The sequence below is a fragment of the Labrys monachus genome, assembly GCF_030814655.1.
GTDB lineage: Bacteria > Pseudomonadota > Alphaproteobacteria > Rhizobiales > Labraceae > Labrys > Labrys monacha.
Genome location: NZ_JAUSVK010000001.1, coordinates 3173310 through 3192058, shown reverse-complemented (window position 1 = coordinate 3192058; position 18749 = coordinate 3173310). Strand labels below are relative to the sequence as shown.

At 64.9% G+C, this 18749-nt stretch carries 15 protein-coding genes and 2 tRNA genes; 9 read left to right on the top strand and 8 right to left on the bottom strand.

The window, feature by feature from the left end; all coding sequences use genetic code 11:
* Positions 1–135 precede the first annotated feature (135 nt).
* The 3 genes from J3R73_RS14455 to J3R73_RS14445 form a co-directional block, all read right to left on the bottom strand.
* Positions 136–1287, bottom strand: coding sequence for a carboxylate-amine ligase (locus J3R73_RS14455; RefSeq protein WP_307427948.1), 1152 nt, complete (start codon positions 1285–1287; stop codon positions 136–138).
* Between the two features lie 155 nt (positions 1288–1442).
* Complete coding sequence (gene glnA, locus J3R73_RS14450; RefSeq protein WP_307427944.1) at positions 1443–2852, bottom strand: type I glutamate--ammonia ligase; 1410 nt, start codon at positions 2850–2852, stop codon at positions 1443–1445.
* A gap of 63 nt (positions 2853–2915) precedes the next feature.
* Positions 2916–3254: a P-II family nitrogen regulator gene (locus J3R73_RS14445; RefSeq protein WP_068296275.1), complete on the bottom strand. Its 339-nt coding sequence runs from the start codon at positions 3252–3254 to the stop codon at positions 2916–2918.
* Positions 3255–3546: 292 nt separating this feature from the next.
* Between J3R73_RS14445 and J3R73_RS14440 the strand changes: the two genes are divergently transcribed.
* From J3R73_RS14440 to J3R73_RS14405, 8 genes are all read left to right on the top strand, one after another.
* Entirely contained in the window at positions 3547–5037 is a 1491-nt protein-coding gene (locus tag J3R73_RS14440) for an NAD(P)H-hydrate dehydratase (RefSeq protein ID WP_307427936.1), read from the top strand.
* Positions 5038–5257: 220 nt separating this feature from the next.
* A tRNA-Leu gene (locus J3R73_RS14435) sits at positions 5258–5342 on the top strand.
* 65 nt (positions 5343–5407) lie between these two features.
* A complete protein-coding gene (gene tig / locus J3R73_RS14430) occupies positions 5408–6781 on the top strand; it encodes a trigger factor (RefSeq protein ID WP_307427934.1) in 1374 nt (457 codons plus the stop codon).
* 318 nt (positions 6782–7099) lie between these two features.
* Entirely contained in the window at positions 7100–7732 is a 633-nt protein-coding gene (locus J3R73_RS14425; protein WP_307427932.1) for an ATP-dependent Clp protease proteolytic subunit, read from the top strand.
* Positions 7733–7934: 202 nt separating this feature from the next.
* Positions 7935–9194, top strand: coding sequence for an ATP-dependent Clp protease ATP-binding subunit ClpX (gene clpX, locus J3R73_RS14420; RefSeq protein WP_307427929.1), 1260 nt, complete (start codon positions 7935–7937; stop codon positions 9192–9194).
* A gap of 448 nt (positions 9195–9642) precedes the next feature.
* Entirely contained in the window at positions 9643–12063 is a 2421-nt protein-coding gene (lon, locus tag J3R73_RS14415) for an endopeptidase La (protein WP_307427928.1), read from the top strand.
* A 323-nt stretch (positions 12064–12386) separates the two neighbouring features.
* Positions 12387–12462, top strand: a tRNA-Val gene (locus J3R73_RS14410).
* A gap of 517 nt (positions 12463–12979) precedes the next feature.
* Positions 12980–13186: a hypothetical protein gene (locus J3R73_RS14405; RefSeq protein WP_307427926.1), complete on the top strand. Its 207-nt coding sequence runs from the start codon at positions 12980–12982 to the stop codon at positions 13184–13186.
* 84 nt (positions 13187–13270) lie between these two features.
* Here J3R73_RS14405 and J3R73_RS14400 read toward each other — a convergent pair whose 3' ends face one another.
* Complete coding sequence (locus tag J3R73_RS14400) at positions 13271–14164, bottom strand: LysR family transcriptional regulator (RefSeq protein ID WP_307427924.1); 894 nt, start codon at positions 14162–14164, stop codon at positions 13271–13273.
* 105 nt (positions 14165–14269) lie between these two features.
* Here J3R73_RS14400 and J3R73_RS14395 point away from each other — a divergent pair, with 105 nt between their 5' ends.
* Positions 14270–15100, top strand: coding sequence for an SDR family oxidoreductase (locus tag J3R73_RS14395; protein WP_307427922.1), 831 nt, complete (start codon positions 14270–14272; stop codon positions 15098–15100).
* Positions 15101–15104: 4 nt separating this feature from the next.
* Here J3R73_RS14395 and J3R73_RS14390 read toward each other — a convergent pair whose 3' ends face one another.
* The 4 genes from J3R73_RS14390 to rfbF are packed head-to-tail and all read right to left on the bottom strand — an operon-like array spanning position 15105 to position 18709.
* On the bottom strand, positions 15105–15635 hold the full coding sequence (locus J3R73_RS14390) for a dTDP-4-dehydrorhamnose 3,5-epimerase family protein (protein WP_307427920.1): 531 nt from the start codon (positions 15633–15635) through the stop codon (positions 15105–15107).
* The gene (locus J3R73_RS14385) at positions 15632–16864 is read right to left on the bottom strand and encodes a class I SAM-dependent methyltransferase (RefSeq protein ID WP_307427918.1); all 1233 of its coding nucleotides are present in this window, start codon (positions 16862–16864) and stop codon (positions 15632–15634) included. Before J3R73_RS14385 ends, J3R73_RS14390 begins: the two co-directional genes overlap by 4 nt.
* Before the next feature lie 10 nt (positions 16865–16874).
* On the bottom strand, positions 16875–17939 hold the full coding sequence (gene rfbG / locus J3R73_RS14380; protein WP_307427916.1) for a CDP-glucose 4,6-dehydratase: 1065 nt from the start codon (positions 17937–17939) through the stop codon (positions 16875–16877).
* A complete protein-coding gene (gene rfbF / locus J3R73_RS14375) occupies positions 17936–18709 on the bottom strand; it encodes a glucose-1-phosphate cytidylyltransferase (protein ID WP_307427914.1) in 774 nt (257 codons plus the stop codon). Before rfbF ends, rfbG begins: the two co-directional genes overlap by 4 nt.
* Positions 18710–18749: the final 40 nt, after the last annotated feature.

Here is an 18749-nt window from a genome sequence, read left to right as displayed (position 1 = left end):
GACGGGTCCGCGGCTGGAGGCCGGAACCGGTTGTTTCGCCTGACGATGGTGCCGGCGACTGCGGATCTGACGTAGCAGAAGCGGATCGAAACGCAACAGAGCTGAAGGCGGGCGCCAGGGCCTTCGTTGCCCTCGTCAGGCGGGCGCGGTGGACGCCGGGCCGATCGCCTCGACGGTCGCGCCGGCGAGCCACTCCACCAGCGCGGCGATCGCGGTCGCGGGCGGTTTGCCCTGCGAGAGCTGCTCCCCGTAGACGGCGAGCTGGCAGTCGGCGCTGGTGCCCCGCTGGAGGATCACGTCGATCCCGGCGAGGGCCGCTTCGCATTCCAGCACCCGGCTGTCCTCCCGGACGAGGGCGCGTAGCGCCCCCACGAGCTCCGGCACCGGCTGCGCCTCTCCGGAAGCCAGGTCGATCAGCGATCCGTGGATGCCGTAGCGCTCGGCACGCCACTTGTTCTCCTCGACGATGGCGCGGCCGGCGGCCGTCATGTCCCGATTGAGTTCGGGATGGCGGCACAGGTGCCGCACGAGGCAGCGGTAGAGCATGGCGATGGCGAGGGCATCCTCGACCCGGGTGCATGCATCGGCGATCCGCAGTTCCATGGTGGGAAATCGCAGGGAGGGGCGAAGGTCCCACCACAGGAAGCTGGCATCGGCGATGATCCGGTTACCGACGAGCGCGGCGACATAGGACGCGTAGTCCTGCTCGTCGGCGAAGAGATCCGGCAGGCCGGAACGCGGCAAGGCGGCGTAGACGGCCTGCCGGTAGGCCATCAGGCCTGTCCGCCGCGACTGCCAGAACGGCGAGGAGGCCGAAAGGGCAAGGAACAGCGGCAGATAGGGCAGCGTGCGGTTCATCAGCGCCACGCGCGAGAGGCCGGAGGGGATCTCGACATGGACATGCATGCCGCAGATCATCTGGCGGCGGGCGAGGATCTGCAGGTCCTGGGCCACCTTGTCGTAGCGCGGCAGTTCGGTCGGGCGCTGTTCCGACCATTCGGCCGAGGGATGGGTGCCGGCGGCGAGGATGCCGAGGCCGTGCTCGCCGGCAAGCGCCTGCAGGGTGCGGCGGAAATGCAGCAATTGTCCGCGCGCATCCGCCACGGCGCTGGAGGGAGAGGTCGCCACCTCGATCTGCGATTGCAGCAATTCGTGGCTGACGCTCTTGCCCAACGCCTGCCGGGCAGCTTCGAAGAAGCCTGGCGGCACCGATTCGCCTGCCTTGCCGCTCCGTCGCTCGAAAACGAAATATTCCTCTTCGATGCCGAAGGTGTAATCCCCACCCATGGTCCTGCCCCGCTCGACCCCGGGGCGGCCGGAATGCCCGCTACCGGCTCTCCCCGCAGCAATGAAGCAGGCACGGTTTTGTTCAGGCCCCGGCAATGTAAAAAGCCGGGGCTTGCGCCCCGGCTCCTCGATCTTGCCCCTCTGGAATAGGCTTTTTAGACCGAATAGTACATTTCGAACTCGACCGGATGCGGCGTCTGTTCGAAACGATGGACCTCGCCGATCTTCAGCTCGATGAAGCTGTCGATGAAGTCGTCCGTGAAGACGCCGCCCTTCTTGAGGAACTCGCGGTCGGCATCGAGCGAGGAGAGCGCCTCACGCAGCGAACCGCAGACGGTCGGGATCTGCTTCAGCTCCTGCGGCGGCAGGTCGTAGAGATCCTTGTCCATGGCGGCGCCGGGGTCGATCTTGTTCAGGATGCCGTCCATGCCGGCCATGAACAGGGCGGCGAAGGCGAGATAGGGGTTCGCCGCCGGATCGGGGAAGCGAACCTCGACGCGCTTGGCCTTCGGGTTGGTCGTGTAGGGGATGCGGCAGGAGGCCGAGCGGTTGCGCGCCGAATAGGCGAGCAGGACGGGCGCCTCGAAGCCCGGGACCAGACGCTTGTAGGAGTTGGTCGACGGGTTGGTGAAGGCGTTCAGGGCCTTGGCATGCTTGATGATGCCGCCGATGTAGTGAAGGCAGGTCTCCGAGAGGTCGGCATATTTGTTGCCGGCGAAAACCGGCTTGCCGTCCTTCCAGATCGACTGGTGCACATGCATGCCCGAGCCGTTGTCGCCGAAGATCGGCTTCGGCATGAAGGTCGCCGTCTTGCCGTAGGTGTGGGCGACGTTGTGGATCGCATATTTGTAGATCTGCAGATGGTCGGCCATCGTCACGAGCGTGCCGAACTTCATGCCGAGTTCATGCTGGGCGGAAGCCACTTCGTGATGGTGCTTTTCGACGACGACGCCCATCTGCTGCATGGCAGCCAGCATCTCGGAACGCATGTCCTGCGCCGAATCCATCGGCGGAACCGGGAAATAGCCGCCCTTCTTGGCGATGCGGTGGCCGAGGTTGCCGCCTTCATATTCAGTGTCGAAGTTGCTCGGCAGTTCGAGCGAATCGAGCTTGAAGCCCGTGTTGTAGGGATCGGCCTTGAAGCGGACGTCGTCGAACACGAAGAACTCGGCTTCCGGACCGAAGAATGCGGCATCGCCGATACCGGTCGACTTCAGATAGGCCTCGGCGCGCTTGGCGATGCCGCGGGGATCGCGGCTGTAGCCTTCGCCCGTCGAGGGCTCGATGACGTCGCAGGTGATCGACATCGTGGCGGCCGAGAAGAAAGGGTCCATCGTCGCGGTGGTCGGGTCCGGCATCAGGCACATGTCGGATTCGTTGATCGCCTTCCAGCCGGAGATCGAGGAACCGTCGAACATCGTGCCTTCGGTGAAGATTTCCTCATCCACCATCGAGACGTCGAAAGTCACATGCTGCCACTTGCCGCGCGGGTCGGTGAAACGGAAGTCGACATATTTGACATCATTATCCTTGATCGCCTTCAGGACGTCACTGGCGGTCTTCATGTTGTGCAAACCTTTCCTTCGTTTTAGCACAGTATTCTGGCACGGACGGCGGACCGTCCGGCATCAAATCGCGTCGAGGCCGCTCTCGCCGGTACGGATCCGGATGGCTTCCTCGATGTTGAGGACGAAGATCTTGCCGTCGCCGATCCGGCCCGTCTGGGCGGCCTTGCGTATGGCGTCGATGGCGCGTTCGACCCGTTCATCCGGGACCACCACTTCAATCTTCACCTTGGGCAGAAAATCAACAACATATTCGGCGCCGCGATAGAGTTCGGTATGGCCTTTCTGCCGTCCAAATCCTTTCGCCTCCGTCACCGTAATGCCCTGCAGGCCGACTTCCTGCAGCGCCTCTTTCACCTCGTCCAATTTGAAGGGCTTGATGATGGCTTCGATTTTCTTCATGGGGTCTCCTCGATTTCAGCGCATTCTCGCGCAGAAACCTTGTCGCTGGTAGCAGTTCGCATGCCAAACCGCCAATAGGAAAAATATTGGGCATTTTCAATGCGTTATGGCGATGCGTGCTGAAATTTGGGCATATGGTACCGAAAGATTGCCCAATTTATTTGCAACTAGCCAATAAAATATGCGCCACGACGGCAGGAGATTGCCGGAGGAGGGCGTTCCCCTGGACTTTTCCCGCCCGATGCGACGAGGTGGCGCATGCAGCGGCGGAAAAGAGGCGTTGGAGAGAATCTTGAACGAACTGCTCAGTCCATCCGAGATGGCGGACGCCGACCGGCTGGCGATCGCCGCGGGCATGACGGCCGACGCGCTGCTGGAGCGGGCCGGGCGGGCGGTCGCCGACGTCGTGGCGCGGCGCCCCTTCAACACGCCGATCCTGGTCTTGTGCGGCACGGGCAACAATGGCGGCACCGGTTTCGTCGCGGCGCGGGTGCTGCGGGAGCGGGGCTATCGCGTGCGGCTGGCGATGACCGCCGCGTCCTCCTCTCTCGGCGGGGAGGTGGCCTATGCCGCCGAGCAATGGGGCGGGCCGATCGAGGATGCCTTCGCCGCGACGCTGCCCAAGGGCGGGCTCCTCGTCGACGCGATGCTCGGGGCGGGCCTCTCCCGCGACGTCGACGGCCGACTCGCCCGCCTGATCGAGCGCATCAATGCCGCCGGCCTCGGCGTCGTCGCCGTCGATCTTCCCTCGGGCATAGAAGGCGCCGGCGGGCAGGTCCGCGGCGTCGCCGTCAAGGCGCAGGAGACCGTCGCCTTCTTCCGGCGCAAGCCGGGCCATCTCCTGCTGCCCGGCCGGCTCTATTGCGGGGCGTTGCGCCTCGCTGACATCGGCATTCCCGACGACGTCCTGCGCACCATCGCGCCGCGTACCCATGCCAACCAGCCGGACCTCTGGCTCGCGCGCTTTCCCCATCCCGCCGCCGAGGGGCAGAAATACGGGCGGGGGCACCTCGTGGTGCTTTCGGCCGGCATCGAGGGCACGGGGGCCGCGCGGCTGGCGGCCAAAGCCGGGCTGCGGGCGGGGGCGGGGCTGGTGACCGTCGCCAGCCCGTCCGACGCGCTCGCCGTCCACGCCGCGGCCCTCGATGCGGTGATGGTGCGCCGCTGCGACGGCCTGGAGGGATTTTCCCGCATCCTGGAGGACAGCCGTCGCAATGCCGTCGTGATCGGTCCGGCGCTCGAACCGGGCGAGGAGACGCGGGCCCGCGTCGAGATGGCGCTGGCCGCTTCCCGCGCGGTCTTGCTCGACGCCGGCGCCCTGACGGCTTTCGCGGCGGACCGCTTCCGCCTCATCGCCGCCTTGCGTGCGGCGGCCGGCCCCGTCGTGCTGACGCCGCATGAGGGGGAGTTCGCCCGCCTGTTCGCCGACATCGCCGGCAGCGGCGCCTCCAAGCTCGACAGGGCCCGCGCCGCGAGCGAGACGACGGGCGCCATCGTGGTGCTGAAGGGGGCCGATACGGTCGTCGCGGCAGCGGACGGCCGGGCGGCCATCAACACCAACGCCCCTCCGACCCTGGCGACAGCGGGGTCGGGGGACGTGCTCTCCGGCCTCGTCGGCGGTCTGCTGGCGCAATCGATGCCGGCCTTCGAGGCCGCCTGCGCCGGCGTCTGGCTGCATGGCGAGGCGGCAGGCCGGTTCGGCCCCGGCCTCACCGCCGACGACCTGCCCGGCGCGCTGTGCGGCGCGCTGGTGGCGCTCACGGAGGAGGGGGGCGCCGCCTGACGGCGCCTGTCCGCGGCATGCGAGGGATGGCGTTTTCTCTGCAGATGGCGGGTGCGGATCCATGCTCCGCGCACCCGCGGCACCGGCATCCGTGCGGTCTGCCGCCGCCGACGGCCAAACAAGGCCGAAATAGACAAACTTTTTTGCTGCATCGTTTTCATGACATGCTATATGGCGCCACTCATTTGCGGGGCGCGGGTTCCGCGAAAGAGAGCCCTTTGCGGGCGTGGCGGAACTGGTAGACGCGCTGGATTTAGGTTCCAGTGATGAAAGTCGTGGGGGTTCGAGCCCCTCCGCCCGCACCACGACCGGTCGATAAGATCAAGCTCTGACGGGCGGCGAAACGAACTCACGGATTCGGGACAATAATATGCAGGTGACCCAAACCCTGGCCGACGGCCTGAAGCGGGAATTCAAAGTGGTGGTACCGGCGGCGGAAATCGCCTCGCGTGCCGACGCCCAGCTCGAAGATATGAGGGGCAAGGTCCGTGTGAACGGCTTCCGTCCGGGCAAGGTGCCGGTGGCTCACCTGCGCCGCCTGTATGGCCGCTCGGTCGTGGCCGACGTCGTCAACGACTATGTCGGCGAGGCCAACCGCAAGATCGTCGACGAGAACCAGATCAAGCTGGCCATGGAGCCCAAGCTCGATTTTGGCGCCGGCGAGGAGGGCGTTGCCCAGGTTCTCGAAGGCAAGGCCGATCTCGCCTGGACCGTGGCGGTGGAAGTGCTGCCGACCTTCGAGGTCGGCGACGTCTCCGGCATCAAGATCGAACGGCCGGTGGTCGAGGTGACCGATGCCGACATCCAGGAGCGCCTGGAGAACCTGGCGCGCCGCAATGTCAGCTACACCGACAAGGAGGCCGGCGCCAAGGCGGAGAAGTTCGACCGCGTGATCGTCGACTTCACCGGCAAGATCGACGGCGAGCCGTTCGAGGGCGGCACGGGCACGGATATCTCGGTCGATATCGGCTCCAACACCTTCATTCCCGGCTTCGAGGACCAGCTGATCGGCGTCGCCGCGGGCGAGGAGAAGACCGTCGAGGTCAAGTTCCCGGTCAACTACCTGTCCGAGACGCTGGCCGGCAAGGACGCGGTCTTCGACGTGAGCGTCAAGGCGGTGCAGGCGCCGTCCGAGCTGGTGGCCGACGACGAACTCGCCAAGTCCGTCGGGCTCGAATCGCTCGACAAGCTCAAGGAAGTCATCAAGGGCACGGTCGAGCGCGAATATGCGAACGTCGCCCGCAGCAAGGTGAAGCGCCAGCTTCTGGACGCGCTCGACGCCAAATACACCTTCGACCTTCCGCCGACCCTGTTCCAGCAGGAGTTCGACAATGTCTGGCAGCAGGTCGAGCGCGAGATGCAGCAGACCGGCCGCACCTTCGAGGACGAGAAGACCACCGAGGAAGAGGCCCGGGAAGAGTACCGCAAGATCGCGGCGCGCCGGGTCCGTCTCGGCCTGGTGCTCGCCGAGATCGGCGAAAGCAACAAGATCGTCGTCTCCGACGACGAGACGACCCGCGCGATGGTCGAGCGCGCCCGGCAATTCCCGGGCCAGGAACGCCAGGTCTGGGAGTTCTACACCAAGAACCAGGGCGCGATCGCCGAGCTGCGCGCGCCGATCTTCGAGGACAAGGTCGTCGACCACATCCTCAGCCTCGCCGAGGTCACCGACAAGCCGGTGAGCAAGGAGGAGTTGTTCAAGGAAGAGGACGAGGAAACGACCGAGGAGAAGTCCGAGGCGTAAGGCTTCCTCATCGTCCCCGAACGACATTGGATGGCCGGGCTGGTTCCCGGCCATTCTCGTTGAGGCGGGCGGCGGAGCGCTTCGGCCCGGTTCGTGGCCGGCGCATCTTGCAGAAGTGCCCTCGACGACACATTTGCGATGGGTGGTTCCGCAGGCATCCTCTCGACGCCGGCGCGGAACGATCCCAGTCACCCTTGTTTCAGTCGTATGGCCTTCAGCTCTGCGGCTTTTGGCAGCCGGTGCACTTGACAAAATTGCTGGCAATCTCTGCCCTGCCAGAGACATTGTTGCCGAGATTCGCCCTCTGGAGAATGACCGATGAGAGACCCCGTCGATACCTTCACCAACTACATCGTTCCCAGCGTGGTCGAGAGCACCAACCGGGGTGATCGGGCTTGGGACATCTATTCGCGCATGCTGCGCGAGCGCATCATCTTCGTGACCGGGCCGGTCGAGGACAACATGGCCTCGAGCGTGGTGGCCCAGCTCCTGTTCCTCGAGGCGGAGAACCCCAAGAAGGAAATCGCGCTCTACATCAACTCGCCGGGCGGCGTCGTGACGTCGGGCATGTCGATCTACGACACCATGCAGTTCATCCGCTGTCCCGTCTCGACGCTGTGCATCGGGCAGGCGGCTTCGATGGGCTCGCTTCTCCTGGCTGGCGGGGCCAAGAATATGCGTTTTGCCTTGCCGAACGCCCGCATCATGGTGCATCAGCCTTCCGGCGGCTTTCAGGGGCAGGCGACCGACATCCTCATCCACGCTGAAGAGACCAAGCGGGTCAAGCAGCGCCTCAATGAGATCTACGTCAAGCATACCGGGCAGGATATCAAGGCCATCCAGGAAGCGCTCGAGCGCGACAATTTCATGGATGCCGAGGGCGCCAGGGAATTCGGGCTCGTCGACCAGGTGATCGAAAAACGCCCGGACGACGGTGCCGCAAAAGCGTAAGAGTTTCGACACAGTTCATTGCGATGGTGATCGTTAATGCTCTGTTGACGGGGTAAAGCCTAGATTCCACCATTGCTTAAGATGGTGGATGAGGCGATGTTGAGAAGCGGCGGGGATCGGTGTTCTGGCACGGTCCTTGCTGGGAGTTGCGACTAGGGCGGGCCAGGAGGTTCGCCCAAAGAGAGCCCGAAAGGGGGACGCCATGACCAAGGCCGGCAGCGATTCGAAGAATACGCTCTACTGCTCATTCTGCGGCAAGAGCCAGCACGAAGTTCGCAAGCTGATCGCCGGCCCGACAGTTTTCATCTGCGATGAATGTGTCGAGCTGTGTATGGACATCATTCGCGAGGAGAACAAATCCTCGCTCGTGAAATCGCGCGACGGCGTGCCGACGCCGCGCGAGATCTGCAAGGTGCTCGACGACTATGTGATTGGGCAGTTCCAGGCCAAGCGCGTTCTGTCGGTCGCCGTCCATAACCACTACAAGCGCCTCAACCATGCGGCGAAGCACAGCGACGTCGAACTCGCCAAGTCGAACATCCTGCTGATCGGGCCGACCGGCTCGGGCAAGACCTTGCTGGCGCAGACGATGGCGCGCATCATCGATGTGCCCTTCACCATGGCCGACGCCACCACGCTGACGGAAGCCGGCTATGTCGGCGAGGACGTCGAGAACATCATTCTCAAGCTCCTCCAGGCGGCCGACTACAATGTCGAGCGTGCGCAGCGCGGCATCGTCTATATCGACGAGGTCGACAAGATCAGCCGCAAGTCCGACAACCCCTCGATCACGCGGGATGTTTCGGGCGAAGGCGTCCAGCAGGCGCTGCTGAAGATCATGGAAGGCACGGTGGCGAGTGTTCCTCCGCAGGGCGGGCGCAAGCATCCCCAGCAGGAATTCCTGCAGGTGGACACCACCAACATCCTGTTCATCTGCGGCGGTGCCTTCTCCGGACTCGAAAAGATCATTTCGGGCCGCGGCAAGGGAAGCTCGATCGGCTTCGGTGCCCGCGTGGCCGCGCCGGAAGACCGCCGCACCGGCGAGATCTTCCGCGAGGTCGAGCCGGAGGATCTCCTGAAGTTCGGCCTGATTCCGGAATTCGTCGGCCGCCTGCCGGTGATCGCCACGCTGGAGGACCTCGACGAGCCGGCGCTGATCAAGATCCTGACCGAGCCGAAGAATGCGCTCGTCAAGCAGTATCAGCGCCTGTTCGAGATGGAGGGCATCGACCTGAGCCTGCAGGAGGAGGCGCTGTCATCGATCGCCAAACGTGCGATCGAGCGCAAGACCGGTGCTCGCGGGCTTCGTTCGATCATGGAGAGCATCCTGCTCGATACCATGTTCGAACTGCCGGGCCTCGACGGCGTGGAAGAGGTGGTGATCTCGAAGGAAGTCGTGGACGGCCAGGCCAAGCCCCTGTTCATCTACTCCGACAAGCAGGAAGTCTCTTCGTCCGCCTGACGAGGCCTGTATCCGGCCGGGGTGGGCCAGGAATGCGGCTCCGGCTGTCATTCCCCCCAGAAGAATCCCGCCGCATTCTGGCGGCGGGGCGGCACGGCGGAACGTGATCCGGCGCGGTTGCGGCATTTCCACGCCGCGCTGCCTTCCCATGTCCCGTCATCGATCTTTGATCGAGCGCCCGGGTGACGGAATGGAGCAGCCGGGCCGCTATGTGCCATCGGGAATGACTGACGGCATCGACGTTCTCCTGCAAGGCGATGTCAGCTGGCACAAATTGGCATAGCGGCTTGGCTTGACACGGCGCTCCTCCCCCCCACCTATTCATTGTGAAGCAATCGCGCCCATTCGGGGCGATTGGAATACCCCCGAGGCCCACCTCGTTGGTCGAAGGGGATAGCGCTTGTGGCACGGCTATTGCAGCGTGGTGCGGCGCAGGAAAGGATATGCAATGACAACGAATAAACAGCGTCCCGCGGTGCCCCCGGGTACCGTCGATACTTTCCCGGTGCTGCCGCTGCGCGACATCGTCGTGTTTCCGCATATGATCGTCCCGCTCTTCGTCGGCCGCGAGAAGTCGATCCGCGCGCTGGAAGAAGTGATGCGCACGGACCGTCATATCCTCCTGGCGACCCAGCTCAACGCGGCGGAGGACGATCCGGCGACGGACTCGATCTACAAGCTCGGAACGCTGGCCACGGTCCTTCAGCTGCTGAAGCTGCCCGACGGCACGGTGAAGGTGCTGGTCGAGGGCGTGGACCGCGCCAAGGTGCTGTCCTATTCGAGCCGCGAGGATTTCTACGAGGCTGAGGCCGAGGTTCTCGGCAATGGCACCGGCGAACGCATCGAGGCCGAGGCGCTGGCGCGTTCGGTGGTTTCCGAATTCGAGAGCTACGTCAAGCTGAACAAGAAGGTCTCGCCCGAGGTCGTCGCCGCGGTCACCCAGATCGAGGACTATTCCAAGCTCGCCGATACCATCGCCTCGCATCTGGCGGTGAAGATCGCGGACAAGCAGGACGTTCTCGAGATCCTGCCGATTCCGGCGCGCCTGGAAAAGGTGCTCTCACTGATGGAGAGCGAGATCTCCGTACTGCAGGTGGAGAAGCGCATTCGCACGCGGGTCAAGCGCCAGATGGAGAAGACCCAGCGCGAATACTATCTCAACGAGCAGATGAAGGCGATCCAGAAGGAGCTGGGCGACGAGGAAGGCAAGGACGAGCTCGGTGAGCTCGAACAGAAGATCAAGGCGACCAAGCTGACCAAGGAGGCCCGCGACAAGGCGCAGGCCGAGATGAAGAAGCTGCGCCAGATGTCTCCGATGTCCGCCGAAGCCACCGTGGTGCGTAACTATCTCGACTGGCTGATCTCCCTGCCCTGGGGCGAGAAGTCCCGGATCAAGAAGGATCTGCCGCATGCGCAGGAAATCCTCGATGCCGATCACCATGGCCTCGAAAAGGTCAAGGACCGGATCATCGAGTATCTCGCGGTGCAGCAGCGCGCCAACAAGCTGACGGGCCCGATCCTGTGCCTCGTCGGACCGCCCGGCGTCGGCAAGACCTCGCTCGCCAAGTCCATCGCCAAGGCGACGGGCCGTGAGTATGTGCGCATGTCGCTCGGCGGCGTGCGTGACGAGGCCGAGATCCGTGGCCACCGGCGCACCTATATCGGCTCGATGCCCGGCAAGGTCATTCAGTCGATGCGCAAGGCCAAGAAGCAGAATCCGCTCTTCCTGCTCGACGAGATCGACAAGATGGGTATGGATTTCCGCGGCGATCCGTCTTCGGCCCTGCTGGAGGTGCTGGATCCCGAGCAGAACGCGACGTTCAACGATCATTACCTCGAGGTCGACTACGACCTGTCGAACGTGATGTTCGTGACGACGGCGAACACGCTCAACATCCCGCCGGCCCTGCTGGACCGCATGGAGATCATCCGGCTCGCCGGCTACACCGAGGACGAGAAGGTCGAGATTTCGCGCAAGCACCTCGTGCCCAATGCCATCCAGAAGCATGGGCTGAAGCCGAAGGAATTCTCGATCGACGATGAGGCCCTGTTGCTGCTGGTGCGCCGCTATACGCGGGAAGCCGGCGTGCGCAATCTCGAACGTGAGATCTCGAACCTCACCCGCAAGGCCGTCAAGGACATCCTGATGTCCAAGAAGAAGGGCGTGCGCGTGACCCCGGCCGTGCTCGAGGACTATCTCGGCGCGCCGCGCTATCGCTACGGCCTGGCCGAGCTGGAAGACCAGATCGGCGCGGTGACGGGCTTGGCGTGGACGGAAGTCGGCGGCGAGCTTCTGACCATCGAAGCGGTGATGATGCCCGGCAAGGGCAGGATGACCGTGACGGGCAATCTGAAGGACGTCATGCGCGAATCGATCTCGGCGGCGGCTTCCTATGTCCGCTCGCGGGCGATCGACTACGGCATCGAGCCGCCGCTGTTCGACCGTCGCGACGTCCATGTGCACGTGCCGGAAGGCGCGACGCCCAAGGACGGCCCCTCGGCCGGCATCGCCATGGCCACCGCCATGGTGTCGGTGATGACGGGCATCCCGGTCCGCCGTGATGTCGCCATGACCGGCGAGGTGACGCTGCGGGGGCGCGTGCTGCCTATCGGCGGCCTGAAGGAGAAACTGCTCGCCGCGCTTCGTGCCGGCATCAAGACCGTGCTCATCCCGGAAGAGAACGCCAAGGATCTGGCGGATATTCCGGACAATGTGAAGAACGGGCTCGAGCTGGTGCCGGTGTCCCGGATGGAGGAGGTCCTGCGCAAGGCGCTCGTGCGCATGCCGGAGCCGATCGTCTGGGAAGAGGACAAGACCCATCCGCCGGTGATCCCCGGCGACGATGCCGGCGCCGTCGTCGCGCACTGAGCTTCGCCTGAACCCAAGGACGGCCGCACATTCGTTGTGCGGCCGTTTTTTTGAGGTGGGTGCGTCCTTCGGGGAAGGCGCGGCAGTGGCCTCCAGCCCAACGGCGGTGAGGCTCCCCGTGTCCCGAAGGGGCTTGGCGCTGGAGCATGTCTCGGCTGCAGTCTGGCGCAAGATGTCCACAATGGCGGTGACGGAGATTTACGCCGCCGCCGACCCGTTGTATATGCGTGCGGGTCGGACGACTCCGGGACGACTGGTTCGCGCCATTCCAGTGCCGGCGCCGGAACTGAAAAAGTGAAATATCCCGGCACTTTCAGTTGCTTGGGCGGTTAGCTCAGTTGGTAGAGCATCTCGTTTACACCGAGAGGGTCGGCGGTTCGAGCCCGTCACCGCCCACCATTCGAATCAAACACTCACAGGCGACGACGACAGTCACGCCAACGATATCAGCGTTGGGTGGTCCGTTCTTGAGAGGCATGTTCTATAGACACCTGACGAGGCGCGCCGGGCTCCAGCGTGATCTGCACCCGCTTGGCGGTGACGGAGCCGGCGATGCCGTAGCTGGCGCTCCACTCGATACGGAAGCAATCGCCAGTTTGGGCCGCAGGGCGCGAGGGGCCTCGGAAACCTGAACAGGTCCGATCCCCCAATGGAAGCGGCCCCATTTATCCTCTAAAACCAGATAATTTTCTGAATTATCAAGTACTTATACCCTATCAGGATACCATGTGAGCCATCCCGAAGAAAATGCCGAATGAAGATGAGGGGCATGGCTCGCCTTCCTGTTCAGCACCGTGGCAGGAAACACTTTCCGGATGCGCTGCCGTTAACGATTTTCGTTCAAGCAACGTTCATACGGCGCTGCTACTGTTACGGAAGCGCTGGGGGGTGCAATGAATAGGGACTTTGTCGGACCATGAAGAAAATCATTTTGGCTGCCGTTGCGTTGTCGCTCGCCACGGTTGCATTCGCTCCGGTTGCCGCTTCCGCCGCGCCCGTGCGCGAGAGGGCGTCGGTCGGCGCCGTCATGATCAAGCGCGGCCCGCATTGCACGGTCGTCAAGCGTAAGGCCCGTATCCATGGTCATTGGGTCGTCAGCACCCGCAGGGTCTGCCGTCGCTGAACTTGAGGGGCGCTGCCGGCATGTTGCGCCGGCAGCGCCTTCCGCCAGGCCATCGGCGTGCCGCAGGATCGGCGCCGGGCAGGCTCAGTTCGTTTCCTTGAGGACGTCGATGAAGGCCCGCAGGGCCGGCGGTACATGTCGATGGCCTGGATAATAGAGGAACAGGCCGGGAATCGGCGGACACCAGTCATCCAGCACGGTCACGAGGGCGCCCCGATCGATGTGGGCGCGGGCGCAGCGGTCCGAGACATAGGCGATTCCCATGCCGCCCGCCGCCGCGTCGGCCATCAGGTCCATATGATCGAGTGTGAGTCTGCCGGGGACGTCGATCGACAGTTCCTGGCCGTGCCTTTCGAATTCCCAGCGATAGGGCTTGCCGCTCGGCAGGCGAAAGCGGATGCAGGCATGGTCGTGCAGGTCGTCCGGCACCTTCGGGCCCGCGTGATCGGCGAGATAGCCGGGCGACGCCACGGCGACGAAGCGCGCGCTTCCCCCGAATCGCACCGCGACCATGTCCTGCGGCACGGCCTCTCCGAGGCGGATGCCGGCATCGAAACCCTCGGCGACGATATCGACCAGCCTTCCCTCGGTGACGAGGTCGAGCGAGACCTGTGGATATCGTGACAGGAAGGCCGGCACCGTCGAGGCCAGCAACAGGCGGGCGGCGATCTCGCTCGAATTGATGCGCAGCGGGCCGGCCGGAACGCTGCGGAAATCGTCCACTTCCGACAAGGCCGCGTCGATGTCCCGCAGCAGCGGCTGAAGGCGCCCGACAAGACGCTCGCCCGCCTGCGTCGGCGCGACGCTGCGGGTGGTGCGGTGGAGCAGGCGCACGCCCATCTCCTGCTCCAGCGACCGCATCATATGGCTGAGCGTCGACGGCGACAGGCCGAGATCGTCCGCCGCCTTGCGAAAGCTGCGATGCGAGACGATCGCCGCGAGTGCCTTCAATTCGGGAAGTCCCGGTTTGCCATTCATGGGTATTCTTCAGCACGTCATGGAAGATTGAGTGGATAGTATCACCAATTGGAAGGGCTATCTTGCCGGAAAGCCGTAATCACGCGGCGAGACGAGGACTCTTGCATGAGCAGAACATGGTTCATCACCGGCGCTTCATCCGGCTTCGGACGGCTTCTCACCGAGCGCCTCCTGGCTCGCGGCGACCGCGTGGCGGCAACGGCGCGCAGGCCCGAAACGCTCGCGGACCTCGGCAAAGAGCATGGCGACAGGCTCTGGACGGCGTCGCTCGACGTTACCGACATCCCGGCGATGCGACGCGCGGTCGATCGGGCCTTTCGCGAACTCGGCCGCATCGACGTCGTCGCGAGCAATGCCGGCTACGGCCTCTTCGGCGCGGCGGAGGAACTGGGCGACGAGCAGATCGGCTCCCTGATCGAGACCAACCTCATCGGCTCCATCCAGCTCATCCGCGCGGTGATCCCGCATTTGAGAAACCAGGGTGGCGGCAGGATCCTGCAGGTCTCATCGGAAGGCGGGCAGATGGCCTATCCCGGCTTCAGCCTCTATCACGCGAGCAAATGGGGCATAGAAGGCTTCGTCGAGGCCGTCCGCCAGGAGGTTGCGCCGTTCGGCATCACCTTCACGCTCGTCGAGCCCGGGCCGACGCAGACCAATTTTGCGGCGGGCCTGGTCACGGCCGAGCCGGCGCCGGCCTATGAGAAGACGCCGGTGGGAAACCTCCGCCGCGCCTGGGCCGACGGCTCCTTCACGGCAAAGGGGGATCCGGCGAAGATGGTCGAGGCGATGATCGCCTCCGCCGAGACGGAGAACGGACCGCTGCGGCTGACATTCGGGGCCACGGCCTACGCCTCCATCGGCAATGCGCTCCGAGGCCGGCTCGCCGAGCTCGAGGGGCAGAGGGACGCGGCCTTGTCGATGGACCTCGACGGCTGAGTGGTCAGCCGGGGAACGGCGCCCAGCCGAGGTCCGTCGGCGAAATCGATGCGGGCGCATGGGGCCATTCGATCCCGAAGGCCGCATCGTCGAACCGGTAGCCGCGGGCATGGCCGGGGACATATTTGCGCCCCATGCCGTAAAGCACGTCCGTCGCGGCGCACAAGGTCAGGAAGCCGTGGGCGCAGCCCTCCGGCACGAAGACCTGGCAGGCGTCCTCGCCCGTGAGTTCGACGCCGACCCATTGCCGATAGGCCGGGCTCTCCGGCCGCAGATCCACCACGACATCGAAGATCGCGCCGCGCACGACCTGCACCAGCTTGGCCTCCGCGAGCGGGGGATCCTGGAAATGCAGCCCGCGCAGGGTATGCGCCCTGTCGTTGCGCGAGAGGTTGGTCTGGACGGGCGTGAATTCGATGCCGGCGGCGGTGAATTCGTCCGGGCAATAGAGCCGTGCGAAGAAGCCGCGGCCGTCGCGCCGCAGGTCGGGCTCGATCAGGAAGCAGCCCGGGATTTTCGTGGGCTGGAACCTCACGGCATGATCTTGATCTGCGGCACGGCGACGACGAACCGGGCTTCCGGCGCCATGAGCTCGCGGGCCTGCGCCATCACTTCCTCGGCGATATTCCAGGGCAGGATGACGAGATAGTCCGGCGCGACGTCCGGAATGCTTTCCGGCGGCAGGATCGGTATGCCGCTGCCGGGCAGGAGCCGGCCCTGCTTGGCGAGCGAGCGGTCGAACACCGCGACGATGTCGTCCGGGGTCGCGCCGCAGAAATTCAGGAAGGTGTTGCCCTTGGCGGCGGCGCCGTAGGCGGCGATCTTCCTGCCCGCCGCCTTGGCCTCGGCGAGGAAGGCGAGGAAGCCGCGCTTGACCTCGGCGACCTTGGCCGCGAAGCCTTCATAGCCGGCGAGCGTGTCGAGGCCGGCGGCATGCTCCTTGGCGCGCAGGGCGCCGAGGCGGGGCGAGGGCACGCGGCCCGATCCGGCCGGGGCCGCGAACAGCCGCAGCGAGCCGCCATGCGTCGGCAGTTCCTCGACGTCGATGGCCTCGAGCCCGACCGCGGCGAACACCTTCTCGACCGTCACCAGCGAGAGATAGGAGAAGTGCTCGTGATAGATGGTGTCGAACTGGACCTTCTCGATGAGGTTCAGCACATGCGGAAACTCGAAGGTGACGACGCCCTCCGGTTTCAGCAGAACGGCGAAACCGCCGACGAAGTCGCGGATGTCGGGAACATGGGCGAGCACATTGTTGGCGGCCATCAGGTCGGCCCGCTTGCCCCCCGCCGCCAGGCGCCGCGCGGTCTCGACGCCGAAGAACGCCACCTCCGTCTCGATGCCCTTGGCGCGTGCGGTCTCGGCGACATTGGCGGCCGGCTCGACGCCCAGCACCGGAATGCCGGCAGCCTTGAAATGCTGCAGCAGGTAGCCGTCATTGGAGGCGATCTCGACCACCAGCGATTGCGGTCCGAGACCGAAGCGGGCGACCATCGCTTCGGCGTAGCGCCGGGCGTGGGCGACCCAGCTGTCCGAATAGGAGGAAAAATACGCATAGTCCGAAAAGATCGCATCCGGCGGCACGGAATCGTCGACCTGTACGAGGAAGCAGCTGGGGCACACCCGCGCATGCAGCGGGAAGCTGCGCTCGGGGCTTTTTTCGTCCGGCAGGCGATAGTCGTTCGCCAGCGGCATGGCACCGAGGTCGCACAAGGTGACGGTGAGCGGCGTGGCGCAGAATCGGCAATTGGGAACGGATGTCATGGCTATCGCTTCAGAGCGTCGGGAAACGGTTGATCTGGTCGAGGGTGAAGGCATGCATGTCCGCGCCCGCGGCCTCGGCGGCATACCATTGCGCGGTCCACGCCAGGCCCGGCTTGCCGGCAAGGCGGTCTCGCCAGGCGAGCACGTTCCGGGCCTCGGTCGAATCGACGGCGAGGGCCTGCATCTCGATCGAGCCGGGAACCGGCCGGTGCACCCAGGCCGGCTTTCGCCCCAGCGCCTCGAAGATCGCGTCCGCCACCGCCGAGACGGCGAGCGGCCGTGACGGGTCCGGCCCGAAATTGAGCGCGCGCGGCAGGCCCGGCCGCGTGATCATGGCTTCGGCATAGACAAGGTAGCCACAGATGCAGTCGAGCACGTGCTGCCAGGGACGGGTCGCCTCGGGATGGCGCAGTTCGAGCGTCGCGCCGCTGCGCACGGACCGCACGATGTCGGGCACCAGCCGGTCCGCCGAATGATCGCCGCCGCCGATGACATTGCCGCCGCGCGCTGTCGCCAGGGCGATGCCGGCCTTGTCGAAATAGGATCGCGCATAGGAAAAGGCGACGATCTCGGCGGCCGCCTTGGAGGCGGAATAGGGATCCTTGCCGCCGAGCTTGTCGTCCTCGACGAAGGCGAGGCCCTTCTCCTCATTGGCGTAGACCTTGTCGGACGTGACGGCCAGCACGCCCTTCAATCCGGTCGCGCCCCGCAGGGCTTCGAGCAGGTGGACGGTTCCCATCACATTGGAGGCGAAGGTCTCGACGGGGTCGGCGATCGAGCGGCGCACCAGCGCCTGCGCCGCCAGATGCAGCACGACCTCCGGCCGCGAGGCCTCGACCACCTGCCGGACCGCATCGAGATCGCGCAGGTCGCCGAAGGAGGAGTGGACGGCGAGGTCCACCCGGGCGTCGCGAAAAAGCGTCTGGTCGGCGGCGGGCGGCAAGGCGAAGCCGGTGACCTCGGCGCCGAGGTGATGCAGCCAGAGGGCCGTCCAGCCTCCCTTGAAACCGGTATGCCCGGTGAGGAGGACCCGCCTGCCGCGCCAGAACGCCGCCGTGGGAAGGGCCGCGCTCACGCCCAGACCTTCCAGGGCGCCTTGCCCTCGGACCAGAGCTGTTCGAGATGGTTCTTGTCGCGCAACGTGTCCATCGGCTGCCAGAAGCCGGTATGCCGGTAGACCATCAGCTCCCCGGTTGCCGCGAGGGTCTCGAGGGGCGCCGCTTCCCAGGGGACGGCATCCCCTTCGATGAGCTCGATCACGTCCGGCTGCAGCACGAAGAAGCCGCCATTGATCAGCGTGTTGTCGCCGGGCGGCTTCTCGATGAAATGGGTGACGCGGTCGCCGTCGAGCGACAGCGAGCCGTAGCGCCCCGGCGGGACGACGCCGGTCAGCGTCGCGCGCTTGCCGTGGCTCTTGTGGAAGGCGATGAGCGCCGCGATGTCGATGTTGGCGACGCCGTCGCCATAGGTGAAGCAGAAGGGCTCGTCCGCATCCAGGAAGGGGGCGACACGCTTCAAGCGACCGCCCGTCATGCTGGTCTCGCCCGTGTCCACCAGCGTCACGCGCCAGGGCTCGGCCTTCTTGTTGTGATAGATGAGCTCGTTCTTTTCGGCGTCGATCGTGACATCGGCGTTGTGCAGGAAGTAGTTGGAAAAATACTCCTTGATCATATAGCCCTTGTAGCCGAGGCAGACGACGAAGTCGTTGATGCCGAAGCGGCTGTAGATCTTCATGATGTGCCACAGGATCGGCCGCCCGCCGATTTCGATCATGGGCTTGGGCCGCAGATGCGACTCTTCGGAAATACGCGTGCCCATGCCGCCGGCTAGAATGATGGCTTTCAAGGTCGGACCCGATAGACAGAGAATTTGACCGCGGCTATAG

Coding starts and splice junctions, on each gene's coding strand:
- J3R73_RS14455 (WP_307427948.1), bottom strand. CDS start 1,287: ATGGGTGGGGATTACACCTTCGGCATCGAAGAGGAATATTTCGTTTTC.
- glnA (WP_307427944.1), bottom strand. CDS start 2,852: ATGAAGACCGCCAGTGACGTCCTGAAGGCGATCAAGGATAATGATGTC.
- J3R73_RS14445 (WP_068296275.1), bottom strand. CDS start 3,254: ATGAAGAAAATCGAAGCCATCATCAAGCCCTTCAAATTGGACGAGGTG.
- tig (WP_307427934.1), top strand. CDS start 5,408: ATGCAGGTGACCCAAACCCTGGCCGACGGCCTGAAGCGGGAATTCAAA.
- J3R73_RS14425 (WP_307427932.1), top strand. CDS start 7,100: ATGAGAGACCCCGTCGATACCTTCACCAACTACATCGTTCCCAGCGTG.
- clpX (WP_307427929.1), top strand. CDS start 7,935: ATGACCAAGGCCGGCAGCGATTCGAAGAATACGCTCTACTGCTCATTC.
- lon (WP_307427928.1), top strand. CDS start 9,643: ATGACAACGAATAAACAGCGTCCCGCGGTGCCCCCGGGTACCGTCGAT.
- J3R73_RS14405 (WP_307427926.1), top strand. CDS start 12,980: ATGAAGAAAATCATTTTGGCTGCCGTTGCGTTGTCGCTCGCCACGGTT.
- J3R73_RS14400 (WP_307427924.1), bottom strand. CDS start 14,164: ATGAATGGCAAACCGGGACTTCCCGAATTGAAGGCACTCGCGGCGATC.
- J3R73_RS14395 (WP_307427922.1), top strand. CDS start 14,270: ATGAGCAGAACATGGTTCATCACCGGCGCTTCATCCGGCTTCGGACGG.
- J3R73_RS14385 (WP_307427918.1), bottom strand. CDS start 16,864: ATGACATCCGTTCCCAATTGCCGATTCTGCGCCACGCCGCTCACCGTC.